The sequence below is a fragment of the Parahoeflea halophila genome, assembly GCF_900220985.1.
GTDB lineage: Bacteria > Pseudomonadota > Alphaproteobacteria > Rhizobiales > Rhizobiaceae > Hoeflea > Hoeflea halophila.
In genome coordinates this window covers 350,836-369,491 of record NZ_OCPC01000001.1, presented here as the reverse complement: position 1 = coordinate 369,491, position 18,656 = coordinate 350,836, and the positions used below count along the sequence as shown (strand labels likewise).

The 18,656-nt window shown below is 60.9% G+C and carries 19 protein-coding genes and 2 tRNA genes; 9 read left to right on the top strand and 12 right to left on the bottom strand.

Annotated features, from left to right (window positions below; translation table 11 throughout):
- Positions 1–77: 77 nt before the first annotated feature.
- Positions 78–989: an MBL fold metallo-hydrolase gene (locus CRO46_RS01805; RefSeq protein WP_097104448.1), complete on the top strand. Its 912-nt coding sequence runs from the start codon at positions 78–80 to the stop codon at positions 987–989.
- Positions 989–1,372 carry a rhodanese-like domain-containing protein gene (locus tag CRO46_RS01800; RefSeq protein WP_097104446.1) on the top strand — a complete coding sequence of 128 codons (384 nt, stop codon included), beginning with the start codon at positions 989–991 and terminating at the stop codon, positions 1,370–1,372. Before CRO46_RS01805 ends, CRO46_RS01800 begins: the two co-directional genes overlap by 1 nt.
- 73 nt (positions 1,373–1,445) lie before the next feature.
- Here CRO46_RS01800 and CRO46_RS01795 read toward each other — a convergent pair whose 3' ends face one another.
- The 3 genes from CRO46_RS01795 to CRO46_RS01785 all read right to left on the bottom strand — a co-directional run bounded on the left by CRO46_RS01795 (position 1,446) and on the right by CRO46_RS01785 (position 4,314).
- Positions 1,446–3,242, bottom strand: coding sequence for an SLC13 family permease (locus CRO46_RS01795; RefSeq protein ID WP_097104444.1), 1,797 nt, complete (start codon positions 3,240–3,242; stop codon positions 1,446–1,448).
- Positions 3,243–3,482: 240 nt separating this feature from the next.
- Complete coding sequence (locus CRO46_RS01790) at positions 3,483–3,785, bottom strand: DUF6958 family protein (protein WP_097104442.1); 303 nt, start codon at positions 3,783–3,785, stop codon at positions 3,483–3,485.
- Complete coding sequence (locus CRO46_RS01785) at positions 3,778–4,314, bottom strand: GFA family protein (protein ID WP_097104440.1); 537 nt, start codon at positions 4,312–4,314, stop codon at positions 3,778–3,780. The genes CRO46_RS01790 and CRO46_RS01785 overlap by 8 nt, the downstream gene beginning before the upstream one ends.
- A 100-nt stretch (positions 4,315–4,414) precedes the next feature.
- On the opposite strand from CRO46_RS01785, the gene CRO46_RS01780 reads away from it, so the two are divergent.
- Entirely contained in the window at positions 4,415–5,086 is a 672-nt protein-coding gene (locus CRO46_RS01780; RefSeq protein ID WP_097104438.1) for a TetR/AcrR family transcriptional regulator, read from the top strand.
- Here CRO46_RS01780 and CRO46_RS01775 read toward each other — a convergent pair.
- The 3 genes from CRO46_RS01775 to CRO46_RS01765 form a co-directional block, all read right to left on the bottom strand.
- Positions 5,079–6,236 (bottom strand): Gfo/Idh/MocA family protein, encoded by a 1,158-nt coding sequence (locus tag CRO46_RS01775; protein ID WP_097104436.1) that lies wholly within the window; start codon positions 6,234–6,236, stop codon positions 5,079–5,081. The two genes, CRO46_RS01780 and CRO46_RS01775, sit on opposite strands and share 8 nt — an antisense overlap.
- A 177-nt stretch (positions 6,237–6,413) precedes the next feature.
- Positions 6,414–7,304, bottom strand: a complete 891-nt coding sequence (locus CRO46_RS01770) for a sugar phosphate isomerase/epimerase family protein (RefSeq protein ID WP_097104434.1) — start codon at positions 7,302–7,304, stop codon at positions 6,414–6,416.
- A gap of 17 nt (positions 7,305–7,321) precedes the next feature.
- Positions 7,322–8,428 carry a Gfo/Idh/MocA family protein gene (locus tag CRO46_RS01765; protein ID WP_210421468.1) on the bottom strand — a complete coding sequence of 369 codons (1,107 nt, stop codon included), beginning with the start codon at positions 8,426–8,428 and terminating at the stop codon, positions 7,322–7,324.
- A gap of 198 nt (positions 8,429–8,626) precedes the next feature.
- Here CRO46_RS01765 and iolC point away from each other — a divergent pair, with 198 nt between their 5' ends.
- Genes iolC through CRO46_RS01750 form a run of 3 tightly spaced genes read left to right on the top strand, consistent with a single transcriptional unit; the run spans position 8,627 to position 11,318 of the window.
- Positions 8,627–9,607, top strand: coding sequence for a 5-dehydro-2-deoxygluconokinase (gene iolC, locus CRO46_RS01760; RefSeq protein WP_097104433.1), 981 nt, complete (start codon positions 8,627–8,629; stop codon positions 9,605–9,607).
- Between the two features lie 29 nt (positions 9,608–9,636).
- Positions 9,637–10,479, top strand: a complete 843-nt coding sequence (locus CRO46_RS01755; RefSeq protein WP_097104431.1) for a 5-deoxy-glucuronate isomerase — start codon at positions 9,637–9,639, stop codon at positions 10,477–10,479.
- Positions 10,476–11,318, top strand: coding sequence for a class II fructose-bisphosphate aldolase (locus tag CRO46_RS01750; RefSeq protein WP_097104430.1), 843 nt, complete (start codon positions 10,476–10,478; stop codon positions 11,316–11,318). The genes CRO46_RS01755 and CRO46_RS01750 overlap by 4 nt, the downstream gene beginning before the upstream one ends.
- Before the next feature lie 166 nt (positions 11,319–11,484).
- On the opposite strand, the gene CRO46_RS01745 is transcribed toward CRO46_RS01750, so the two are convergent.
- The 4 genes from CRO46_RS01745 to CRO46_RS01730 all read right to left on the bottom strand — a co-directional run bounded on the left by CRO46_RS01745 (position 11,485) and on the right by CRO46_RS01730 (position 14,144).
- A complete protein-coding gene (locus tag CRO46_RS01745) occupies positions 11,485–12,039 on the bottom strand; it encodes a hypothetical protein (RefSeq protein WP_097104428.1) in 555 nt (184 codons plus the stop codon).
- A 405-nt stretch (positions 12,040–12,444) separates the two neighbouring features.
- Positions 12,445–12,783 carry a chaperone modulator CbpM gene (locus CRO46_RS01740; RefSeq protein ID WP_097104426.1) on the bottom strand — a complete coding sequence of 113 codons (339 nt, stop codon included), beginning with the start codon at positions 12,781–12,783 and terminating at the stop codon, positions 12,445–12,447.
- Positions 12,780–13,739 carry a DnaJ C-terminal domain-containing protein gene (locus CRO46_RS01735; RefSeq protein ID WP_097106400.1) on the bottom strand — a complete coding sequence of 320 codons (960 nt, stop codon included), beginning with the start codon at positions 13,737–13,739 and terminating at the stop codon, positions 12,780–12,782. Before CRO46_RS01735 ends, CRO46_RS01740 begins: the two co-directional genes overlap by 4 nt.
- A gap of 330 nt (positions 13,740–14,069) precedes the next feature.
- Positions 14,070–14,144 (bottom strand) — tRNA-Val (locus tag CRO46_RS01730).
- Positions 14,145–14,790: 646 nt separating this feature from the next.
- On the opposite strand from CRO46_RS01730, the gene CRO46_RS01725 reads away from it, so the two are divergent.
- The 3 genes from CRO46_RS01725 to CRO46_RS01715 all read left to right on the top strand — a co-directional run bounded on the left by CRO46_RS01725 (position 14,791) and on the right by CRO46_RS01715 (position 17,409).
- Positions 14,791–15,411 (top strand): dienelactone hydrolase family protein, encoded by a 621-nt coding sequence (locus CRO46_RS01725; protein WP_097104425.1) that lies wholly within the window; start codon positions 14,791–14,793, stop codon positions 15,409–15,411.
- 389 nt (positions 15,412–15,800) lie between these two features.
- Entirely contained in the window at positions 15,801–16,013 is a 213-nt protein-coding gene (locus CRO46_RS01720) for a hypothetical protein (protein ID WP_097104423.1), read from the top strand.
- Positions 16,014–16,314: 301 nt separating this feature from the next.
- On the top strand, positions 16,315–17,409 hold the full coding sequence (locus CRO46_RS01715) for a vWA domain-containing protein (protein ID WP_097104421.1): 1,095 nt from the start codon (positions 16,315–16,317) through the stop codon (positions 17,407–17,409).
- A gap of 62 nt (positions 17,410–17,471) precedes the next feature.
- On the opposite strand, the gene CRO46_RS01710 is transcribed toward CRO46_RS01715, so the two are convergent.
- Both CRO46_RS01710 and CRO46_RS01705 read right to left on the bottom strand, forming a co-directional pair.
- Positions 17,472–18,464, bottom strand: a complete 993-nt coding sequence (locus CRO46_RS01710) for a site-specific integrase (RefSeq protein WP_097104419.1) — start codon at positions 18,462–18,464, stop codon at positions 17,472–17,474.
- A 100-nt stretch (positions 18,465–18,564) separates the two neighbouring features.
- Positions 18,565–18,639 (bottom strand) — tRNA-Val (locus CRO46_RS01705).
- Positions 18,640–18,656: the final 17 nt, after the last annotated feature.

Genomic DNA, 18,656 nt, shown 5'->3' with positions numbered 1-18,656 from the left:
CCACATGGCCGCGCCAGTGAGGCGGAACCTTTTCTTCGCTTAGACATTGTGAAAACGAGATGTGACAGGAGGGAAGCATGACCTTGCACAAGACCAGCCCGTCGCACGGGCCCGGTTCCGCGGAAGTCACCGGTTTTTATGATGAGGACACCGGCAGCATCCAGTATCTGGTGTCCGATCCGGAAACCGGACAAGGAGCGCTGATTGATGTTGTCATGGGCTTTGACCCCGCCCACGCGAGCACAGACAAAAGTGGTGCGAAAGAGATCCTGCGGTTCGCGCAGCAGCGCAACATCAAGATCGAGTGGATCCTCGACACCCATCCGCACGCCGATCATCTGATGGCATCATCCTGGTTGAAACAGCAGCTTGATGCGCCGAATGCGATCGGTGATAAGGTGAAGGAGATCGCCGAGCTGTGGCGCGATCTTTACCACATGCCGGACGCCTTTGCGCCCGAGAAGGATTTCGACCGGCTTTTCGCGGATGGCGATGAGTTCAAGATCGGAACCCTGCCAGTGCGGGTGATGCTTACACCAGGCCACACGCTGGGATCGATCACCTATGTGGTGGGCTCGGACGCAGCCTTCGTCAATGACACGTTCATGCAGCCGGATGTGGGTACCGCCCGGGCCGATTTCCCCGGCGGTTCGGCCGGCGAACTCTACGACAGCCTGCAGGACATTCTGGCGCTTGGCGACAAGACAAGGCTTTTCATCGGCCATGATTACGGCACGGACGACCGCGATGAGCCCGCCTGGGAGTCGACCGTCGCCGAACAACGCCGCGACAACGAGCATCTTGCCGGAGGTACATCCAAAGATGCCTATATAAGTGAACGCGAAGACCGCGACCGGACGCTGGCGCTGCCGGATCGCATGCTGCACGTGCTGCAGATGAACCTGAGGGCAGGGCAGCCGCCCGAGCCTGAAAGCGACGGAAAAAGCTACCTGAAAATTCCACTCAACCGATTTGAGAAAGAAAGCTGATGAAAACCGAATCCCTCGCCAACGGCACCCTCGAGACCTGGACGCCCCAGGAGGCGGCCGACGCATTTGAGCGCGACGAAATCGTGCTTATCGACGTGCGGACACCGCAGGAATATAGCTTTGAACGCATCGAAGGGGCGCTGCTGGCGCCGATGCAGGCGTTTCAGCCGGCTCACATGCCGGGCCAGAGTGACAAGCGAATAGTCTTCCATTGCGGCTCGGGGGCACGCTCGAAGAAGGTCGCCGAAAAATATCTGGCGGCCGGGCACGACCGCGTTGCCCACATGGAGGGCGGCTTCGGAGCCTGGAAGGAAGCCGGGCTGAGCTACACCGGCACCGACATGACCAGCGGCGCGCCCAAACAGATGAAGAACTCCGGGTAGTCCGCATCACACGTAATCCTGAGTGACCAAAACCCGCGTGGCATCACCGCGCGGGTTTTCTGTTTCCAATGGTTCAGATCCCGGTGAAAGCCCAGATCGCCAGGCAACTGGCAATCCCGACCACAAGGTTCATCACCAGCCCGACCTTGAGGAAATCGGCAAAGCGGTAATTGCCTGCGGCATAGACCAGCGTGTTGGTCTGGTAGCCGACCGGGGTGGCAAAACTTGCCGAAGCGCCAAGCATGATGGCATAGATCAGTGGCTTGGGATCGATGCCGAGCGAACCGGCAAGTCCGATCGCCATCGGCGTCAGAATGACGGCGACCGCGTTGTTGGAGATCAGTTCGGTCAGCACCGAGGTGAGGGCGTAGATGGCAAGCAGCACCACAAGCGGCGACACGTCTTGCAAAAACGGGGTCACCGCATCGACAAGGCTTTGCACCACACCGGTGTTGTCGAGCCCGCGCCCGATGGCGAGCATGGCGAAGATCAGCACCAGGATCGAGCCGTCGATCGATTTCCAGGCGTCTTCGGCTTCGACGCAGCGGCCAAGCAGAATAGCGCCTACGCCGAGCAGCGACAGGGTGACGATTGGCGCCACATTGAAGATCGACAGCCCGATGACGGCTGCCATGGTCAGGATCGCGAGGCCTGCGCGGTGACGCTTGTAGGGCCTGAGCCTGGGTTCGCTCGCGGCGGCAAAACTTTCCTCCTCCAGGATCCCCGCAAGGTCGGCCGGGCTGCCCTCGAGCAGGATGCGATCGCCCGCGCGCAGCCGCACCTCGGACAGCGCCGGCCCGGGATTGTGTTTGCGCCGGGCAATGCCGAGCACGCGGACACCGGCCTTGAACCAGTCCAGATCGCGCAGTTGACGGCCGCTGCTGCCGGCATCGCCGGCATAGACCGCCTCTAGTTTTTCGGTCTTTTGCTGGTCGGTGGAGGGCTTCGACGCCTTGAAATATCCCAGCCGGTAATTGGGATGCTCGCGGAGGGTCAGGAGTTCGGACTGATTGGCGTGGAAAATCACCAGGTCGTTCGGAAAGAGCTCGACATCCGGGCCGGGCTTCAGCCGTTCCGTGCCACGCAGGATGCCCAGCACGCGGGTTTTCGACAAGGCGCTGAAATCCGACAGCGGCCGGCCCGTGGCTTCGGTTTCGGCGGGAGCGAGGATCCTGACCTCGGACATGAATTGCGTGGTGCTGTCATCGATGGCTTCACCGGAGACCATATGCGACGGCAGCAGTCGTGGCCCGAGCAGCAGCAGGGTCAGCCCGCCCACCACCAGCGCCACCAGGCCGAAAGGCAGCAGCTCGAGCATCCGCATCGGCTCCATACCTTCGCGTTGCGCGACGCCGTCGATCAACAGGTTGGTCGATGTGCCGATCAGCGTCAGCGTGCCGCCAAGGATCGCCATGTAGGACAGGGGAATGAGCACCTTGCTCGAGGCGATCCCGAGCGCCTGGGCCATCTTCGAGATGATCGGTATCAGCACGATCACCAGCGGCGTGTTGTTCATCAGCCCCGAGGCCAGTGCCGCACCAAGCAGCAGCAGCACGAGGGCTATGGGGCCGCGCCGTTCCGACAGGCCGACGAAATAGGACGAGGCGGCATCGAGCACACCGGTGCTGACAAGCGCCGAAGACAGGATGAACATCGCCGCGATGGTGATCGGTGCGGGATTGGAAAACACCTCCAGCACTTCGTCGGTCGAGACATAGCCGAGCAGCAGGAACGCCGCCGCCCCGGCGGTGGCTACCGCCGCCGGCGGCAATTTCTCAAACAGAAATCCGAGGAAAACCAGCCCCAGGATCAGGGCGGACAGGCCCGAAGGCGTGTCCCGCATGAATTCGCCGACAAAATTCTCAATCATCGATGCGCCCCAAGCCGAAAACCACGGCTGGTTTACAACGCGCAAAGGAGATTTCAGTTGCGGAGTCAGGCAAATAATTCGGCGTAGAGGGCTCCAGCAACAAAGGTAAACGCGGCAGCAATCCAGCGCAGCCCATCCTCGGCTCGGGGGTGGAGATTGGTGGCCAGGTTGATGGTGTGACCTTGTTTGCCCGGTTGCGTGGCGCCGCTGCCCGGTTCAGCAATAGCAGGCGCAGCGAAGTCAGGCGCAGCGATAGAGTCGCACCGGTTTGGCGCTGCCACGGGCGATCACGCCCTTTGCCTCGAGATCGAGCTGGACCGCCTTGAGCCACCAGCCGGCCTTTGCTCCACCGGGGAAGAGGTCGGGCGAAAGATGGTCAAGCAATGCCGCTTTCGCTTCGGCTACGGTGACACCCGGGGCTGTCTTCGGCAAAACCGGGAGCAGCGCCTCTCGCATGGCCATGTATTTGGCGCGATTGACCCGCTGAACATGGTTGGGCGAGGTGATGCTTTCGATCTCGATCCGGTCATCGGCATCAGACATTGAGTTCTCCCTCGACGGCAAATTTGGGGTTTTTGAACCCCATCCTGACCCATGCGCTCAAAAGCAGGGCATAAAACTGCAACGAATGCCGCTTCAGGTTCGGCACATCACCGGGCAGGGTGGACGAATCCTCAAGATCGCCGGTCATGGTGCGCAGTTCAATCGGCGGCCGCGCGGCCTGCGGCCAGAGTCCGGCATAGATGCTCAGCCAATGTCCGCCGTTGAACTCCAGGAATACCGGCGTGTTGCAGCAGCTGGCGACGACACGCCGTGTTGCAGCATCCGGCGACAGGCGGAACTGGCGCAGATGGCGCGCGCCGGAGAGGATCTCGACGCGGTCCTTGCGCTTCATCACGAGCGCGGTCGCACCCTTGTCATCGACAATCCGCGGCGAGCCGGGAAGGGTTTCCAGGATCTGCCCCGCCGTACGGCAACTGGTGCACAGGCACTCCACGCTGGCAATTGGCGGGCCTGCAAGGCGCAATTTCACCTCGCCGCAGGTGCAGGCCAGTGTCTGGCTGTCGGTCATCATGTTCTCCCGCTTATCGTCTTAATTAGACTGGACAGTCTAGTTTGATTTGTCAACTGGATGTGTTAGGTTCGGCTTTGCGAGCGGCAAGGGCAAGGACATGGTCAACGGGGCTTCAAAACGCATCCGGCGGAACCGGGAGAAAATCCTCGCCGCTGCCGAGCAGGTGTTTTTGCGTGCAGGTTTTCTCGGCGCAAACATGGATTCGATCGCGGAGAAGGCGGCCGTCTCCAAACAGACCGTCTATGCGCATTTTCAGTCGAAGGAGATACTTTTTTTGGAGGTGATCGAGACGATGACCGGTGGTGCCGCGCGGACAATCGGCGAGGATGTCGAAGACCCACTCGATGATCGGCCGGTAGAGGACTATCTCACCGCGGTGGCAATTGACCAATTGAGCGTTGTCCTGACGCCGCGGCTGATGCAGTTGCGCCGCATGGTCATCGGAGAGAGCGAGCGTTTTCCGGAGCTTGGCCGCTCGCTCTACGAGAACGGGCCGCTGGTCTCGATCCGGCGGGTCGCCCGGGCCCTTGCCCGCTACAAGGCGATCGGGCAGATCCGCGACTGCGATCCGCTCGGCGCCGCCACCCAGTTCAATTGGATGGTGATGGGAGCTCCGACCAATGCCGCGATGTTGCTCGGCGACAGTGGCATCCCCTCGCGGTCAGAGCTTGACGCCCACGCGCGTGAGGCGGTGCGGATCTTCCTGGCGGCCTACGGCATGCCCTCCGGTGCCGGTGGCCGGGCTGCCGATCCGTCAACGCCTACCTGAACATCGGCGGCCTTGCTTCGACCCATTGGCCGTGCGCCAGCCCCGATTCCGCCACCGCAAAAACGGCTGCCATCGAGCGCAGGCCGTCTTCGGCCCTCGGATAGAGATTGGCGGCCGGATCGATGGGACGGCCTTCTTTCCCGGCGCGGATGGCTTCGGCCAGATCCTTGTAGATGTTGGCGAACGCCAGCGGCATGCCTTCGGCGTGACCAATGGTGACACGGGAGGTGCGGTCGGCCTCGGGCGACAGATTTGCCTCGCCACGCTCGATGATCTGCAGCCGCCCGCCCAGCGGCATGAAGTAGAGCTGGTTGGGCTGTTCCTGGGCCCATCTGAGCCCGCCTTTTTCTCCGAACACCTGCAGCGTCAGCCCGTGCTGTCTGCCGATGGCGATGGACGAGGTCCACAACCGGCCGACTGTGCCGCCTGACAGACGGAAATTGACCATGGCATCGTCTTCGAGCACCCGGCTTGGAATGCAGGACACAGTGTCGGCGGAGAGTTTTTCCACGTCCTGGCCGGTAACGAAGCATGCCATGTGCAGCGCATGAATGCCGCAATCGGCAAATTGCGCCGAGACGCCGGCCTGGGCCGGATCATAACGCCAGCGCACCCGCGGGTTGTCGGCGTCGGTGGCATCGGCATGGTGGCCATGGGCGAATTCGGCCTTGACCAGCCGGATCTGGCCGAGATCACCGCGGGCCACCATAGCCTTCATGTGGCGCACAAGCGAATAGCCGGAATAGCCGTAATTGACGGCGCAGATCCTTCCTGTTGCCTCAGCGATCCGGACAATGTCTTCGCCTTCTTCGATGGTCATGGTCATCGGCTTTTCGCACAGCACGTGAAAACCGGCCTCGAGATAGGCCTTGGTGATCTCGTAATGGGTCGAGTTGGGGGTGGCGACCGTGACCAGGTCGACCCGGTTCGGGCGGTTCTTTTCACCCTCGAGCATCTCGTGCCAGTCGCCATAGGCGCGGTCCGCGTCAAGTCCCAGCCGCCGGCCGTAGTCGCGGCCCGCATCAGGCCGGTGGTCGAGAGCGCCGGCAGCGAACTCGAACGCTCCATCAAGCCCGGCGCCGAGCCGGTGAGCCGGGCCGATCTGGCTGCCTTCGCCGCCGCCGATCATACCCCATTTCAGTTTCCTCATGATGAACCCTCCCAATTGGCGTCAATCAGCGTCTTGAATTTCCTTACCCAGGCCCCCGAGCCGGGGTCCAGCGATCCGGCGTCCGCCTGGTCAAATATCTCCTCGAGCCCAGGAACTTGGCCTGCCTTGATGCCGGATCGGGGTCCGGCATGACGGTGTCTGGTGACTGATCCAAACTCAAAATCCGATGGATTGCAGATAGGCGCGGTTGGTCCGGGCATCTCCAGCCGGGTCGGGGTCGAGCAGCGGATCGCAATCCTGCTCGACCGTGCACCAGCCGTCAAAACCGGCATCGAGCAGGATCTGCCGCACGGCCAGGAAGTCGACATCACCGTCGCCGAGATTGCAGAAAATGCCTTGCCCGCAGGCCTCGTAAAAGCCGGTGCGGTTGGCAATGGCCGCCGCTTTAACTTCCGGGTCGATGTCCTTGAAATGCATGTAGGAAATACGGCCAATGTGGCGCTTCGTGAAGGCCACCGGGTCATAGCCCGCATAGGAATGGTGGCCCGTGTCGAAGCAGATCCTGAGGATCTTCTCATCCACCTCGTCAAGCAGCCGCTCAAGTTCCGGTTCGAAATCGATGAAACCCGCCGCATGGGCGTGGATGCCGACGGTGAGGCCGTATTCTTCAACCCCCATTCTTGCCACGGTGGCGATGCGGTCGCGAAAGGAGGCCCACTCCGCCGCGTCCATCCGTTCGGCCTCGTCGGCACGGCCGGCAGTGGGGGCGCGCCGCGGAGAAATCGAGTCGATCAGCACCAGATGTTGGGCTCCGTGCGCAGCAAGCGCTTTGCAAGTGCGCACCGCGCCGTCCATCACATCGTCCCACTGGCCGGCATCGTGGAAGGCGCGGAAGACGACCCCGCCAATCAGTTCGAGCCCGTTCCCCTCCAGCGCTTCGGCAAGGACCGAAGGATCCTCCGGCATGTAGCCGGCGGGACCGAGTTCAATGCCGGTGTAGCCGGCCTCGGCGCATTGCCTGAGCACCGTCCGCCAAGGCGGGTTGCGCGGATCGCCGGCAAATTCCACGCCCCAGGAGCAGGGGGCGTTTCCAATCCTCATTGTCATGTTTCATTCCCCTCCGCTCACGCGCTTGTGCCAAGTGTCTGCCACGACCTGCTGCGTGACGAAGCGAAGGCGGCCGCCACGATTTCGTTGACTTCGAGGCCATCGCGGAAGGTTGGCCACACCGGTGTGCCGGTCTCGATGGCGCGCAGGAAGTCCCGCGCCTCGATTGTAATCTGGTCCTGGTAGCCGGTGCCGTGGCCGGGGCCCTGGCAGAAGGGCAGGAAATCGGGATGCGCCGGACCGGCGAGGATCTTCCGGAAACCACGCACCGCTTCCGGCTCATCCATCCGGTATAGCCAGAGCGCGTTCTGGTCTTCCTGATCGAAGCGGATCGCGCCTTTCGTGCCGGTGATTTCGTAGGCGTAGCCCATCTTGCGGCCCGTCGCGATGCGGCTGAAATGCATGCTTCCCATGGCGCCATTTTCGAAGCGGCACATCAACTGGCCCTGATCATCATTGCTGACGGTACCCCCCGGGCGGGTGGCATGCACGGTCTCGATGTCCGCGATCAGTGTCTTTACCGGTCCGACCAGTGCAAGTGCCGCGTTGATCATGTGCGGCGCCAGGTCGCCCATGGTGCCATTGGCCCGGCCTTTTGTCCGCCAGCTGGCAGACGTTTCAGGGTCGGCGAGGAAATCCTCGGTGTGCTCGCCGCGAAACCAGGTGATCTCGCCGATCTCGCCCTCGGCAATCAGCTTGCGGGCAAACTGGCTGGCGGGCGTGCGGATATAGTTGAAACCGACCATGTTGGCCGCACCGCTTTTCTCTGCAGCCTCGACCATGGCGCGGCTGTCTTCCAGACTTGCGCCCATGGGTTTTTCGCACAGCACCGGCTTGCCCAGCGCAAAAGCGGCTTCCGCAATGGCGCGATGGGTGGATTGCGGCGAGGCGATGACGATCGCCTCGACCTTCGCATCGGCCACCAGCTCCTGCCAGTCCGAAGCCGCACGGTTGAACCCGTAGGCTGCGCGGTAGCGCTCGGCCGAGTCAGGCGACCCGGCCGAGACCATCTCCAGCCGCGGGCGCAGCGCCGTGTCGAAGACGGCGCCGACGGCTGCCATGGCCACGGCATGGGCCTTGCCCATATAGCCGCCGCCAACAATGCCAACGCCAATTTCACGCATGATCGGACCCATCTTGAAATTCGGTTTGCAACCGGTTGCAAAATTTGTATCGTTGGACAGGATGTTTCGCAAGCGGCATTTCCGGCCGCGGTCATCCGTTCTGGCCGGCGCGGCGGAGAGGGCATCGGCATTGGGTCAGCAGCGCAAGCATGCCCGGCCGATGCGAAGCCCGTGACAGGAGAAACCCGTGGGGCGGACATGAGCGTACTCAATGGCATAAAGGCGCGCAATTTCCTGGTGATTGGCCGCGTCGGCATGGATCTGTCGCCCGATCCTGCCGGATCCCGGACCCGCAATGCCACCTCCATGATGGTGGCAATGGGCGGCTCGAGCGCCAACATCGCAGCGGGCCTCGTCAAACTCGGCTGCAGGGCGGCGCTTGTGACCAGGGTGTCGGACGATGCGGTCGGCTGGTATTGCCTTGACCAGCTCGACCATTACGGCGTCGACAGGAGCCATGTGAGGGCAGTCAGCGGCGAATGCCGCACCTCGTTGGCCGTTTACGAGACCCGGATCGAGGAGCACCAGAGTGTCATCTACCGCAACAATGCTGCCGATTTTCAGATGGACATTGCCGATGTGGAGGCGGTGGACTACGGCAAGTATGGCGCATTGATCACTGCAGGCACGGTGTTTGCGGCGGAGCCGTCGCGCTCGGCGACCTTCCGGGCGTTCGAGCTGGCGCGGGCCGCCGGGCTGCCGGTCATCTTCGATGTCGACTACCGGCCCTACTCCTGGGCTTCCGCCGAGGAGGCTGCAGACGTGCTGTCGCGGGCAGGCGGCATGGCGGATGTGATCGTCGGCAATGACGAGGAGTTCGGCTTCATGGCCGGCGGCATCGACAAGGGGCTGGAGAAGGCACGTGAACTGGCCGCTTCAAGCGCCGAGATCGTTGTCTACAAGATGGGACCCGAAGGCGCCGTCACCTTAGCCGGCGGCAAAGAACTGCGCACCGGCATCTACCCGGTCACGGCGCTCAAGCCCACGGGGGCCGGGGACAGTTTCATGGCCGGGCTGCTGGCCGCGTTATCGGAAGGCCGGGAGATCGGTGAGGCGGTGCTGCGCGGCTCGGCCTGCGCCTCGATCGTCGTCTCGCGGCCCGGCTGCGCCCCGGCCATGCCCGATCACAACCAGCTCGAAGCCTTCCTCGCCACCCATCCCGGACCCACCAGCGTCTGACTCCATGGAATTCCAAAAGGATCTGACCCATGCATATCGCGCCCTACAACAATCAAAACGCGCCGATCGTCGATGTCGACGATGCTTGCGTTCCGCTCAACTATTTCAACATCGTCAAGCTGAAAAAGGGCGAGGCCTTCGCCTACCAGGTGCCGGGCTACGAGACCTGCATCGTGCCTGCCACCGGCACGGTTGATGTCGAGGTCGAGGGCGTCTCCTATGCCAGTCTCGGCAATCGCGGTGTCGATGTCTGGGATGGAGAGCCGGAGGGCGTCTATGTGCCGGTCGGCGCCAAAGTGACCATTGTGTGTACCTCCGACGAAACCGAAACCTTCATCGCCGGGGCCAGATACGACAAGGTTCTCGAACCGTTCGATGTGCGCACCGACGGGCTTGACGTCGTGCAGTACGGTTCCGACGACACCAAGACCCATCGCAAGATCAAGCACATTCTCGGTCAGAAGCATCACGGCAAGGTCGGCCGGCTGCTGGTCAGCGAGCTGTTTACGGTCGGGCAGGGCGGCTGGTCGGGGTTCCCCAGCCACAAGCACGACACCGACCGGCTGCCCGACGAGACCCGGCACGACGAGACCTACAATTTCCGCTTCCGGCCCAGTCACGGCTCCGGCGTGCAGATGCTGCAGCGCGCGGACAACGAGCCCGGCGACGCCTATCACATCGTCGACGGGTCGACGATCTGCCTCGACAGGGGCTATCATCCCTGCTGTGTGCTGCCAGGCTACGAGATGTACTACTTCACCATTCTGGGCGGGCTGAGCCAGCGCTCGCTGGTGCAGTATTTCCAGCCCACCCATGCCAACCAGATCGAAACAATTCCCGGCATCAAGGACATGGTCGCGAAGTTCAGATGAGTGTCGCCACGCTTGCGGATGTGTTGCAGCCGGCGCTGAAAGACGGTTATGCGGTCGCGGGGCTGGTGACGCTGGGCTGGGAGGACGCCCGTGCCTATGTGGCGGCTGCGGAAGCGGAAGCCGCGCCGGTGATCCTGCAGGCGGGGCCTTCCTGCCGGGCGCATACGCCGCTGCCGGTGCTGGGCAGGATGCTTCGCCACCTGGCCGAGACTGCCAGCGTGCGGGTGGTGGTTCATCTCGATCACGGCTACACCTTCGAGGAATGCAAGGAAGCGCTTGATTGCGGCTTTACTTCGCTGATGTTCGATGGTTCGCGCAAAGCGCTGTCGCAGAACATCGAGGAGACCGCGGCAATCGCCGAGATGGCGCACAAGGCCGGTATCTCCTGCGAAGGCGAGATCGGGTTTGTCGGCTATTCCGGTGGCGAGAATTCGGCCGGCACCGAACCGGCTGAGGCGGCCCGGTTCGCCCGTGAGACCGGCGTTGACGCGATGGCGATCTCTGTCGGCAATGTGCATCTGCAGCAGAACGCTGAGGGTAAGCTCGACGAGCCGCGGATCCGGGCCATCGAGGCTGTCACCGCGGTGCCATTGGTGATCCACGGCGGTTCCGGCGTTCCGGTGGCACAGCGCATGGCACTGGCCAGGGGATCGAACATCTGCAAGTTCAACATCGGCACCGAGCTGCGCATGGCCTTTGGCGCGGCGCTTCGGGAGGCCGTCAATTGTGACCCTGAACGTTTTGACCGGGTGGCGATCCTCAACGACACCCACCACCCGGTGATGCAGGCTGCCCGCACCGTCATGCGCGCCCTTGGCGCGCCGCGGCCGACAAATTGAGGTCCGCCGGTGCTCTCGAGCGCTGCGTCAGGCCCTGCGCGGCAGTTCCGAGCGAATTGATAGCGATTGATATGAAACCGCCCCCGGCAGCAGGGCTGTCCGGAGGCGGGAGGCGCTGAACACACCTTGGAACTTGAGCTTGCACCGGTCGCGGCTTGCGGTCCGGTCAGGCGGCCTTTGCAGCGGCTGGCTTTTCGCCGGCAACGGCCTTGGAGACCGTGTCGAGCGCCCATTGTTTGATCTGCGCTTCCAGTTCTTCATTGCGCTGACGCAGTGTGTCGAATTCACCGTCGATCTTCTCGCGCTCGGCCTGGTGAATGGCGTCAAGCTGCTCCTGAAGTTCCTTGTTCTTGGCTTTCAGGGTTTCGACGTCCTGACCGCTCATTGCGTCCATCTGGTTCTGCAAGGTGAGGATCTGCGACGTCATCTTGGACTTGGATTCGGTGAGTGCTGCCACCTGGGCTGCCATTTCTTCCAGATCCGCGCCGGATTTCGGCGACAGCAGCAGGGCGCCGACAGCAAACAGCGCAAACAACGGCACAAGCACAATGGCAGAGCCTGCAAGGGTGTGGATCAGGCCGGCATGGCCGACGTCGAACATGGCAGCAAAGAACACGGCGCCGAGTGTGATGGCGCCGACGCCGAAGAGTTTCGACAGCACGCCCATGATGCTGCCTTTTTTGCTCTGGGCCTTGCTTTTGTCTGATTTCTGGGCAGCCACGACGAACTCCTTACGCGATAACAATCAGTATGTTGAGGTCGACCTGCGCAGCGATGCGACGCGCCCGGTGACGGGCAGACGATGACATGAACGCTCGGTCGGAACCGGTCTTCCAACATGCCTGGATCTGAACCGATCTGACTGGCGGAGCGAGAACGCATCATGCTTCCCCGAAAGGGAATCTCGCAGCTGCAAGCTAGCAAGATTGGTTTAAGGAATGGTGAAAAGCGCCATCACGTTTCGCAACGGGCTGCGGCTCACAACCGGTTTTCTCGGCAGTCCATGGCCGGGATGAAACGGCGCTGCGGGCGCTGGGTGGGATGGTGCCGGCAGGACTTGCCGGCAACCGAGTGACGTCGCACGCAAACTGGCAGCCCGGGCGGCAGGCGGGTTTGTCGACTCCCTTCAGCGCCCGCGCCGGCGCCTGGCTTCGGTGACAAGATCGAGAACCGCGGCCCTGACCTCTTCGTCCTGTGCCAGCACTGCCTGGCTGAGCGTGTGCAGACGTTCCCTTGTGTCGTGCAACTGATCGAGAAGATCGAGCACGACGGGCAGCGTCTCCTCCTCCACATCGAGGTCGTAGCGCAGGGTGCAGATCAGCCGGACGCGGGCAAACTGGATTTCACTGAATGCCGGGCCGCCATTGTCGTGTGCGGCTTCGATGAGCGCGTCGCGCAGCCAGCGCTCGAGATCGTCGCGCCGCAACCCGGGCAGCAGGGTGAATATTTCCTCCAGGTTTTTCATGACAGCATCTCCTTGCGAGGATTTTGCTCATGGCGGGGCTTCCAGCCTTCCAGGAAGGCCGCCAGCTCTGGTTCGTCAGCTTCGGGCAGCATTACTTTCAAGGTCACGTAGAGGTGGCCTTTCTGCCCGGTCTTGCGGTTGCGTATGCCGCGGTCCTTGAGCCGCAGCTTGGTGCCGGTGTTGGCCCCCTTGGGCACCGCCAGGCTGACAGGGCCGGTCAGGGTCGGCACTTCGATCCTTGCGCCCAACGCCGCCTCCTTCAGGGTGACCGGGACCTCGAGGTGGATGTTGTCGTCCTTGCGGACAAAATGCGCATGCGGCTGGACGTGCAGTTCGATATAGGCGTCACCCGCCGGGCCGCCGCCGAAACCGGGCATGCCCTGGCCCTTCAGCCGCAAGGTCTGGCGGTCCTCGGCGCCTTCGGGGATCGTGACCTTGAGCGTCTTGCCATCGGGCAGCTGCAGCGTGTTGACGCCACCCCGGGCCGCGTCGAGGAAGGAAACACGCAGCGTGTAGTTGACGTCCTGCCCGGGCGCCTTCATGCCGGCCCGGCCACTGCTGCGCCGGCCACCCATTCCGCCCATGCCGGACCCCATTCCTGACCCCATGCCACCAAAGGCGCGCGCGAGGAAATCTTCGAGGTCCTCGTCGCCGGCAAATCCGCTTCCGCCGCCATGGAATCCGGACTGCGAGGCGCCTGCAAAGTCGCGGTAATATTGCTGCTGGTGTCTTTCAGCCCCGGACGCGTCGATCTCACCGGCGTCAAAACGCCGCCGCCTGTCCTTGTCCCTGAGAAACTCGTGCGCGGCCGAAATGTCCTTGAACCTGGCCTCGGCCTGCTTGTCGTCCGGATGCAGGTCAGGATGATACTTCTTGGCAAGTTTCTTGAAGGCGAGCTTGATCTCCTGATCGCTCGCCTTGTTCTTGAGGCCGAGAACCTCGTAAGGATTTTTCATGCGGTTCGCTCCATTCATGAACGGCAATCCGTGATGACATTCCTTGACCCTGGTCGTGATGCAGGCCGCAAGCGCCGGGCTGCGGCCCATCAGGACCACCAGCAGCGATCGACAGACCCTCGCATTTCCGGCGAACGCTCTGATTGCGCCTGATCAAGTCACTCGGGGTTGTCACACAAGTGGGAACTGGCGGCGCGATTTAAAAGGTCTTTGACGCTGCATTCGATGACCGGAAGATGCGGAAAACGTGCTGCCCTGGACCGGGCGAACGCGCCGCCATGACACCGCCAACATCCGATACCGAAAACACAATCGAAACAGAAAAGAAAATGGTGGGCGCGACAGGGATTGAACCTGTGACCCCTGCCGTGTGAAGGCAGTGCTCTCCCGCTGAGCTACGCGCCCGTCGCGTCGCCGCCTGTGGCGGTCCGAACGGTCTGCGGCGGTATAAGCGCTCCGCGGGGCAGGCGTCAAGCGGCAGATCCGCGGGTGTCGTTCAGCGTTTCAATACAACCACTTAAAGAGTTTTTCGGACACTTCCTTTTCGATCAATCACACCGCTGACGATACCCAAAGAGGCACCATGTGGCAACCAGATGTGACGCCGACAAGGGCAAATCTTGTGTGCAGTTCGGGACCCCATTTGTGCGTCCGACAAGTGCTTCACTGTGACACCAGTGTGACAAAGCCGACGTGTGGGTGTGTTCTTTGCCCGGCATCCGATGTCTGAGGGAATGCTACCCCCAGGGTCCCTTTATCGAGTTCAGGGTGGGGGAGGGGGAACCCCGGACGCTGGTTACGTCCGAGGGGCCATTGCGAATAGACGGATCAAAATTCACCGGCTTGGTGGTTGGGAAACAGGGCAGGGAAGGACATCAACCGGAAGCCTCCCAACCTCCCTTGCCGCTCCTCCCTTATGCTCATCGATGCAATCTGCTCCTTGAAGGCAGGGTGCTTTCGTATGTTACTCCTGAATGTGGATGCGTCGTGGACAAGGTCCTATGTGGTGGAGCCTCTTTGTCTTGTGTGAGCGTTAACCGATGAAGTGGCGATGGAAGTTCTGGGCAACACCAAATCACCGACCAGGCGGGTCCTACTCATTCATTCGTGGTGGGGCTTAACCCGGTCTTTCCGTGACTACGGTGAGCGCCTGTCTGGTGAGGGCTATACTGTTGGCCTAAGCGATCTGTTTGCTGGCAAGACAGCATCTGGGGTTGAAGACGCGAAACGCCTCCGCCGAATGCCGCGCAAGGAACCAATGTACAGGTACCTGATCTCCAACATTGAGGACCTGCTCTCAGTTGGTGATAGTTGGGTCCGAACAGTGGATTTGGTCGGCTTCTCGATGGGTGGGCATTGGGCTGTTTGGTTGTCACAGCAACCCGATCTGCCGGTCCGATCGACCGTTCTCTACTATGCCGCACGTGCTGGGAGTTATGCCCACAGCAAGGCTTCGTTCCTGGCACACTTTGCGGAGAACGATCCTTGGGTCAGCAAGACCGTCCGGAGAAACATGGAACGTGCTATCTCCAGCGCAGGATGCGCATACCAGTCGTTCGACTATCCTGAGACCAGCCACTGGTTCGCTGAGACCGACCGGCCTGAGGAGTATGATGCTGGTTCCGCAGAACTCGCATTCCAAAGGACAGTCGCGCATCTCGCGTCGAGCTGAACGTCTCGTCTGAAGATATGCTCCCTCAACTTCGCCAATGCAAAGCGTGGGACCTGATGGAGGACGTGGTTGTCGTGTCGTGCCGAGAAGCGATCCCTCGTAACCGCGTTAGACAGTCTGGTGCCCGTCCAGACCACCTCATCTCCCGGCGGTAATGGAGGCTGCATATCATTGGGGGCTGGTTCGAGTGCAGTCCAGTGTCCGGCATGAGGGCGTGACACCCTCTACGGTTTCCGTCCTGTGCCTTTCAGATGGTTCATGCCGCTCTCTCAAGGCTCCTAATCGACACCATCTAGCTCTGGACAAGGTAGACTTGACGGGGGCTTGATCCAAATCAAACCATGCTCCGCGTAAATGGTGTGGTATGCAGGGTCCGTTGGGAACTCGATATGGTGTTGTTTATAGAAGGCCTGGTTGTCGAGCATGTGATCGAGATGTTGCTGAACGACCCTCTCGTCGCGCAGCACTGTATCGCGAATGCCGATCTGGCTGTCGGGCGACCATGTAGTGATACAGACGAGATATGTGATGTGGAGTGGTGGAACTCGCACAACAAGACGATGGTCGCACTCCTGGATACCGTCGCCAAGGAGTTCCTCTGACCTTCTGTTGTCAGCCTGAGTTTCACATCGGTGGCTGTCGGGCCAACCCACATGAACCGCGCCGCCTGGCGGGTCAACTTCCACCATCGGTCTGTCGAGTTCGTATCGGTCTCGAACGTGCTGCTCGCCATCAGCTGCACTCGATGTCGTCCAGTGGGACGCATGCGATGGTCGTAATGGCGACGATAGGTAGAATGCCACCGTACATGCCAAAGCATCCTTAATCATCTGTCTTGGCAATCTTTTCATAAGCAACGTCTATGGTGGACTGCAACAGCGGCACACGAATGGAGTTACGTTCATGATGAAGCCCAAGGCGCTTTTTACTGCTTCTTCTTTGGTTGAGGACAGGGGCGGGAATTTCGCGATCGCAGCGGCCCTCACGATCCCGCTGCTGTTTATGGCAGGTAGTCTCGCGGTTGACACTACGAACGCAATCTCGATGAAGACCCAGATGCAGAACGCCGTCGATAGCGCAGCCTTAGCCACCTCAACACGCCTTGCCAACGACAAGGGCTTGTCGCTCCTGGATGCCAAGTCGTTCGCAGAGAAGTTTCTGAACGGGCAACTTCAAGAGGCAATGAACTCCTACCAGGCGATGGCCGTTAAGCCCACCGTATCGATCATTCCCACCATCAATGGCAGCAGCACCGCCTGGAAGGTGTCGATCGTGCTTGAGGGTAGCCAAGCCGCCACCCCGATGGCTCGTTTCCTGGGCCACGAAAAAACGACGGTCAAGGTGGCCGGTACGTCGGAAAGCGCCTCCGGTACCACGAAAGGTTCCGTCTCCTTGATGCTGGTGCTTGATAAGTCCGGGTCGATGGGATGGGATCTGGGTGGCCAGGTGAAGATGAATGTCCTCAAGACGGCAGTGATTGGTCTTCTCACAGAGTTAAAGTTGGCTGACCCTGAGGAGAAGTATGTCCGCATAGGTGGTGTCAGCTACGATACCAAGATCGATAAGAAGCAGGGCTTGAAGTGGGGCACTGATTATGCCGGTAAGTTCGTAGGAAAACTTGAAGCTAAGGGCGGAACTGACTCCACGGACGCTTTCAAATGGGCACATGAGAAAGTCACCTACGATAAGGAAGACAAAGAGCATCTGAAGGAGACCGGCCAGACACCTACCAAATACATCGTGCTGATGACCGATGGAGACAACAACTACGTGTCTGCTGACACCTCGACGAAGATCCTGTGTGACAAGGCCAAGAAAGATGGCGTAAAGGTCTACAGTGTTGCGTTCGCGGCTCCCGATCGAGGCAAGCAGTTGCTGTCATACTGCGCCTCCTCGGGAGCGCACTTCTTTGATGCAAAAGACAGTGCAGAGTTGATAGCGGCTTTCAAGAACATTGGTCAGCAAGCGTCCAAAGTCGTCTCGCGATTGACGCAATAAACCTAGGGCCTTCTCCCAGCATTGAGAGGGTGTTGTTGCCCCCTCATGAACGAGGCGCATGTTCAATCCTGCTTGGCTTTCATTTTTCGGGCAAGCTCGTGGGCCTTGGGATGTGTGTAGCGGAAGAGCATTCGCACATCCCGGTGTCCGCTTATCAATGCCACTTCCGGGACGTTGAGGCCGAGTTCAAAGAAGCGACTGACAGCCTCATGCCGTAAGTCATGGAAGCGGAGATCAATAAGACCAGCCCGTCGTTTCAGACGCTCCCAGCTCAGCCGAAACGCGTTCTCCGATATGGGGAAGACCTGGTCTCCTTCCCTGGGCAGCTTCACCAGGACCTTGATTGCGTCTTCGGACAGAGGGATTGTGCGAGCGTGACCATTCTTTGTTCGGAGGATCTTTGCTGTCCGAGCATCAAGGTCCACGTTATCCCATGCAAGCCCGAGGATCTCACCGCGCCTCATGCCCGTCGCAAGTGCAAACCAGACCACGGGTGCTACCCATTCATTGCGTGTCCGGCTCAGCCCTTTGATGAGAGCCGCGATCTCATTTCTGGAAACTCTGCGCTCACGCGCGTTGCTCTCACTCGGCATCTGGATCTGACGCACTGGGTTGTCGCTGAGTGGCACTCCCCACTCCCGCCTAGCAACCTCCAGGCAGTGTCGAAGGATTACCAGTTCTCGACGGACGCTAGAAGGGGTTACGATCTTGAGCCGTTCATCACGATATGCCGCGATTGCCGAGGCCTTCAATCGGCTGACGGGGAGGCGGGCCATCGGATGCTTCAGCATCGTCTTGATCCTGTAGGTCTCCGAAACAGCGCCCCGCTTGGTGGCTGTGCATTGTTCAAGGTAGCGAAAAAGCAGGTCAGACAGGGGTGGTGAAGTGTGCGTCTGCTTTGGTGCAGCGTACTCTCCCCGTTCTATGGCAATCTCTGTCTGCCTTGCCCAGGCCTCGGCATCGGTTTTCTTGCGGAAGGTTTTGACGACGGCTGCATGTCCTAGTTTGCGAACCTGCGCTTGCCATCCAGTACCGTGTTTGCGTATCGACGCCATCTTCGTCTCCGTCACTGTGACACCAGTGTGACAGACCGAAAAACTGAAGCGTGTCGTCTGAACTCTCTCTGCTTAGGCCTTTGAAAACAAAGCTAGAAAATGGTGGGCGCGACAGGGATTGAACCTGTGACCCCTGCCGTGTGAAGGCAGTGCTCTCCCGCTGAGCTACGCGCCCGTCGCGTCGCCGCCTGC

Coding starts and splice junctions, on each gene's coding strand:
- CRO46_RS01725 (WP_097104425.1), top strand. CDS start 14,791: ATGGAAGTTCTGGGCAACACCAAATCACCGACCAGGCGGGTCCTACTC.
- CRO46_RS01710 (WP_097104419.1), bottom strand. CDS start 18,464: ATGGCGTCGATACGCAAACACGGTACTGGATGGCAAGCGCAGGTTCGC.
- CRO46_RS01780 (WP_097104438.1), top strand. CDS start 4,415: ATGGTCAACGGGGCTTCAAAACGCATCCGGCGGAACCGGGAGAAAATC.
- iolC (WP_097104433.1), top strand. CDS start 8,627: ATGAGCGTACTCAATGGCATAAAGGCGCGCAATTTCCTGGTGATTGGC.
- CRO46_RS01750 (WP_097104430.1), top strand. CDS start 10,476: ATGAGTGTCGCCACGCTTGCGGATGTGTTGCAGCCGGCGCTGAAAGAC.
- CRO46_RS01720 (WP_097104423.1), top strand. CDS start 15,801: ATGGTGTTGTTTATAGAAGGCCTGGTTGTCGAGCATGTGATCGAGATG.
- CRO46_RS01765 (WP_210421468.1), bottom strand. CDS start 8,428: ATGCGTGAAATTGGCGTTGGCATTGTTGGCGGCGGCTATATGGGCAAG.
- CRO46_RS01790 (WP_097104442.1), bottom strand. CDS start 3,785: ATGTCTGATGCCGATGACCGGATCGAGATCGAAAGCATCACCTCGCCC.
- CRO46_RS01735 (WP_097106400.1), bottom strand. CDS start 13,739: ATGAAAAATCCTTACGAGGTTCTCGGCCTCAAGAACAAGGCGAGCGAT.
- CRO46_RS01715 (WP_097104421.1), top strand. CDS start 16,315: ATGATGAAGCCCAAGGCGCTTTTTACTGCTTCTTCTTTGGTTGAGGAC.
- CRO46_RS01775 (WP_097104436.1), bottom strand. CDS start 6,236: ATGAGGAAACTGAAATGGGGTATGATCGGCGGCGGCGAAGGCAGCCAG.
- CRO46_RS01805 (WP_097104448.1), top strand. CDS start 78: ATGACCTTGCACAAGACCAGCCCGTCGCACGGGCCCGGTTCCGCGGAA.
- CRO46_RS01785 (WP_097104440.1), bottom strand. CDS start 4,314: ATGACCGACAGCCAGACACTGGCCTGCACCTGCGGCGAGGTGAAATTG.
- CRO46_RS01740 (WP_097104426.1), bottom strand. CDS start 12,783: ATGAAAAACCTGGAGGAAATATTCACCCTGCTGCCCGGGTTGCGGCGC.
- CRO46_RS01795 (WP_097104444.1), bottom strand. CDS start 3,242: ATGATTGAGAATTTTGTCGGCGAATTCATGCGGGACACGCCTTCGGGC.
- CRO46_RS01755 (WP_097104431.1), top strand. CDS start 9,637: ATGCATATCGCGCCCTACAACAATCAAAACGCGCCGATCGTCGATGTC.
- CRO46_RS01770 (WP_097104434.1), bottom strand. CDS start 7,304: ATGACAATGAGGATTGGAAACGCCCCCTGCTCCTGGGGCGTGGAATTT.
- CRO46_RS01800 (WP_097104446.1), top strand. CDS start 989: ATGAAAACCGAATCCCTCGCCAACGGCACCCTCGAGACCTGGACGCCC.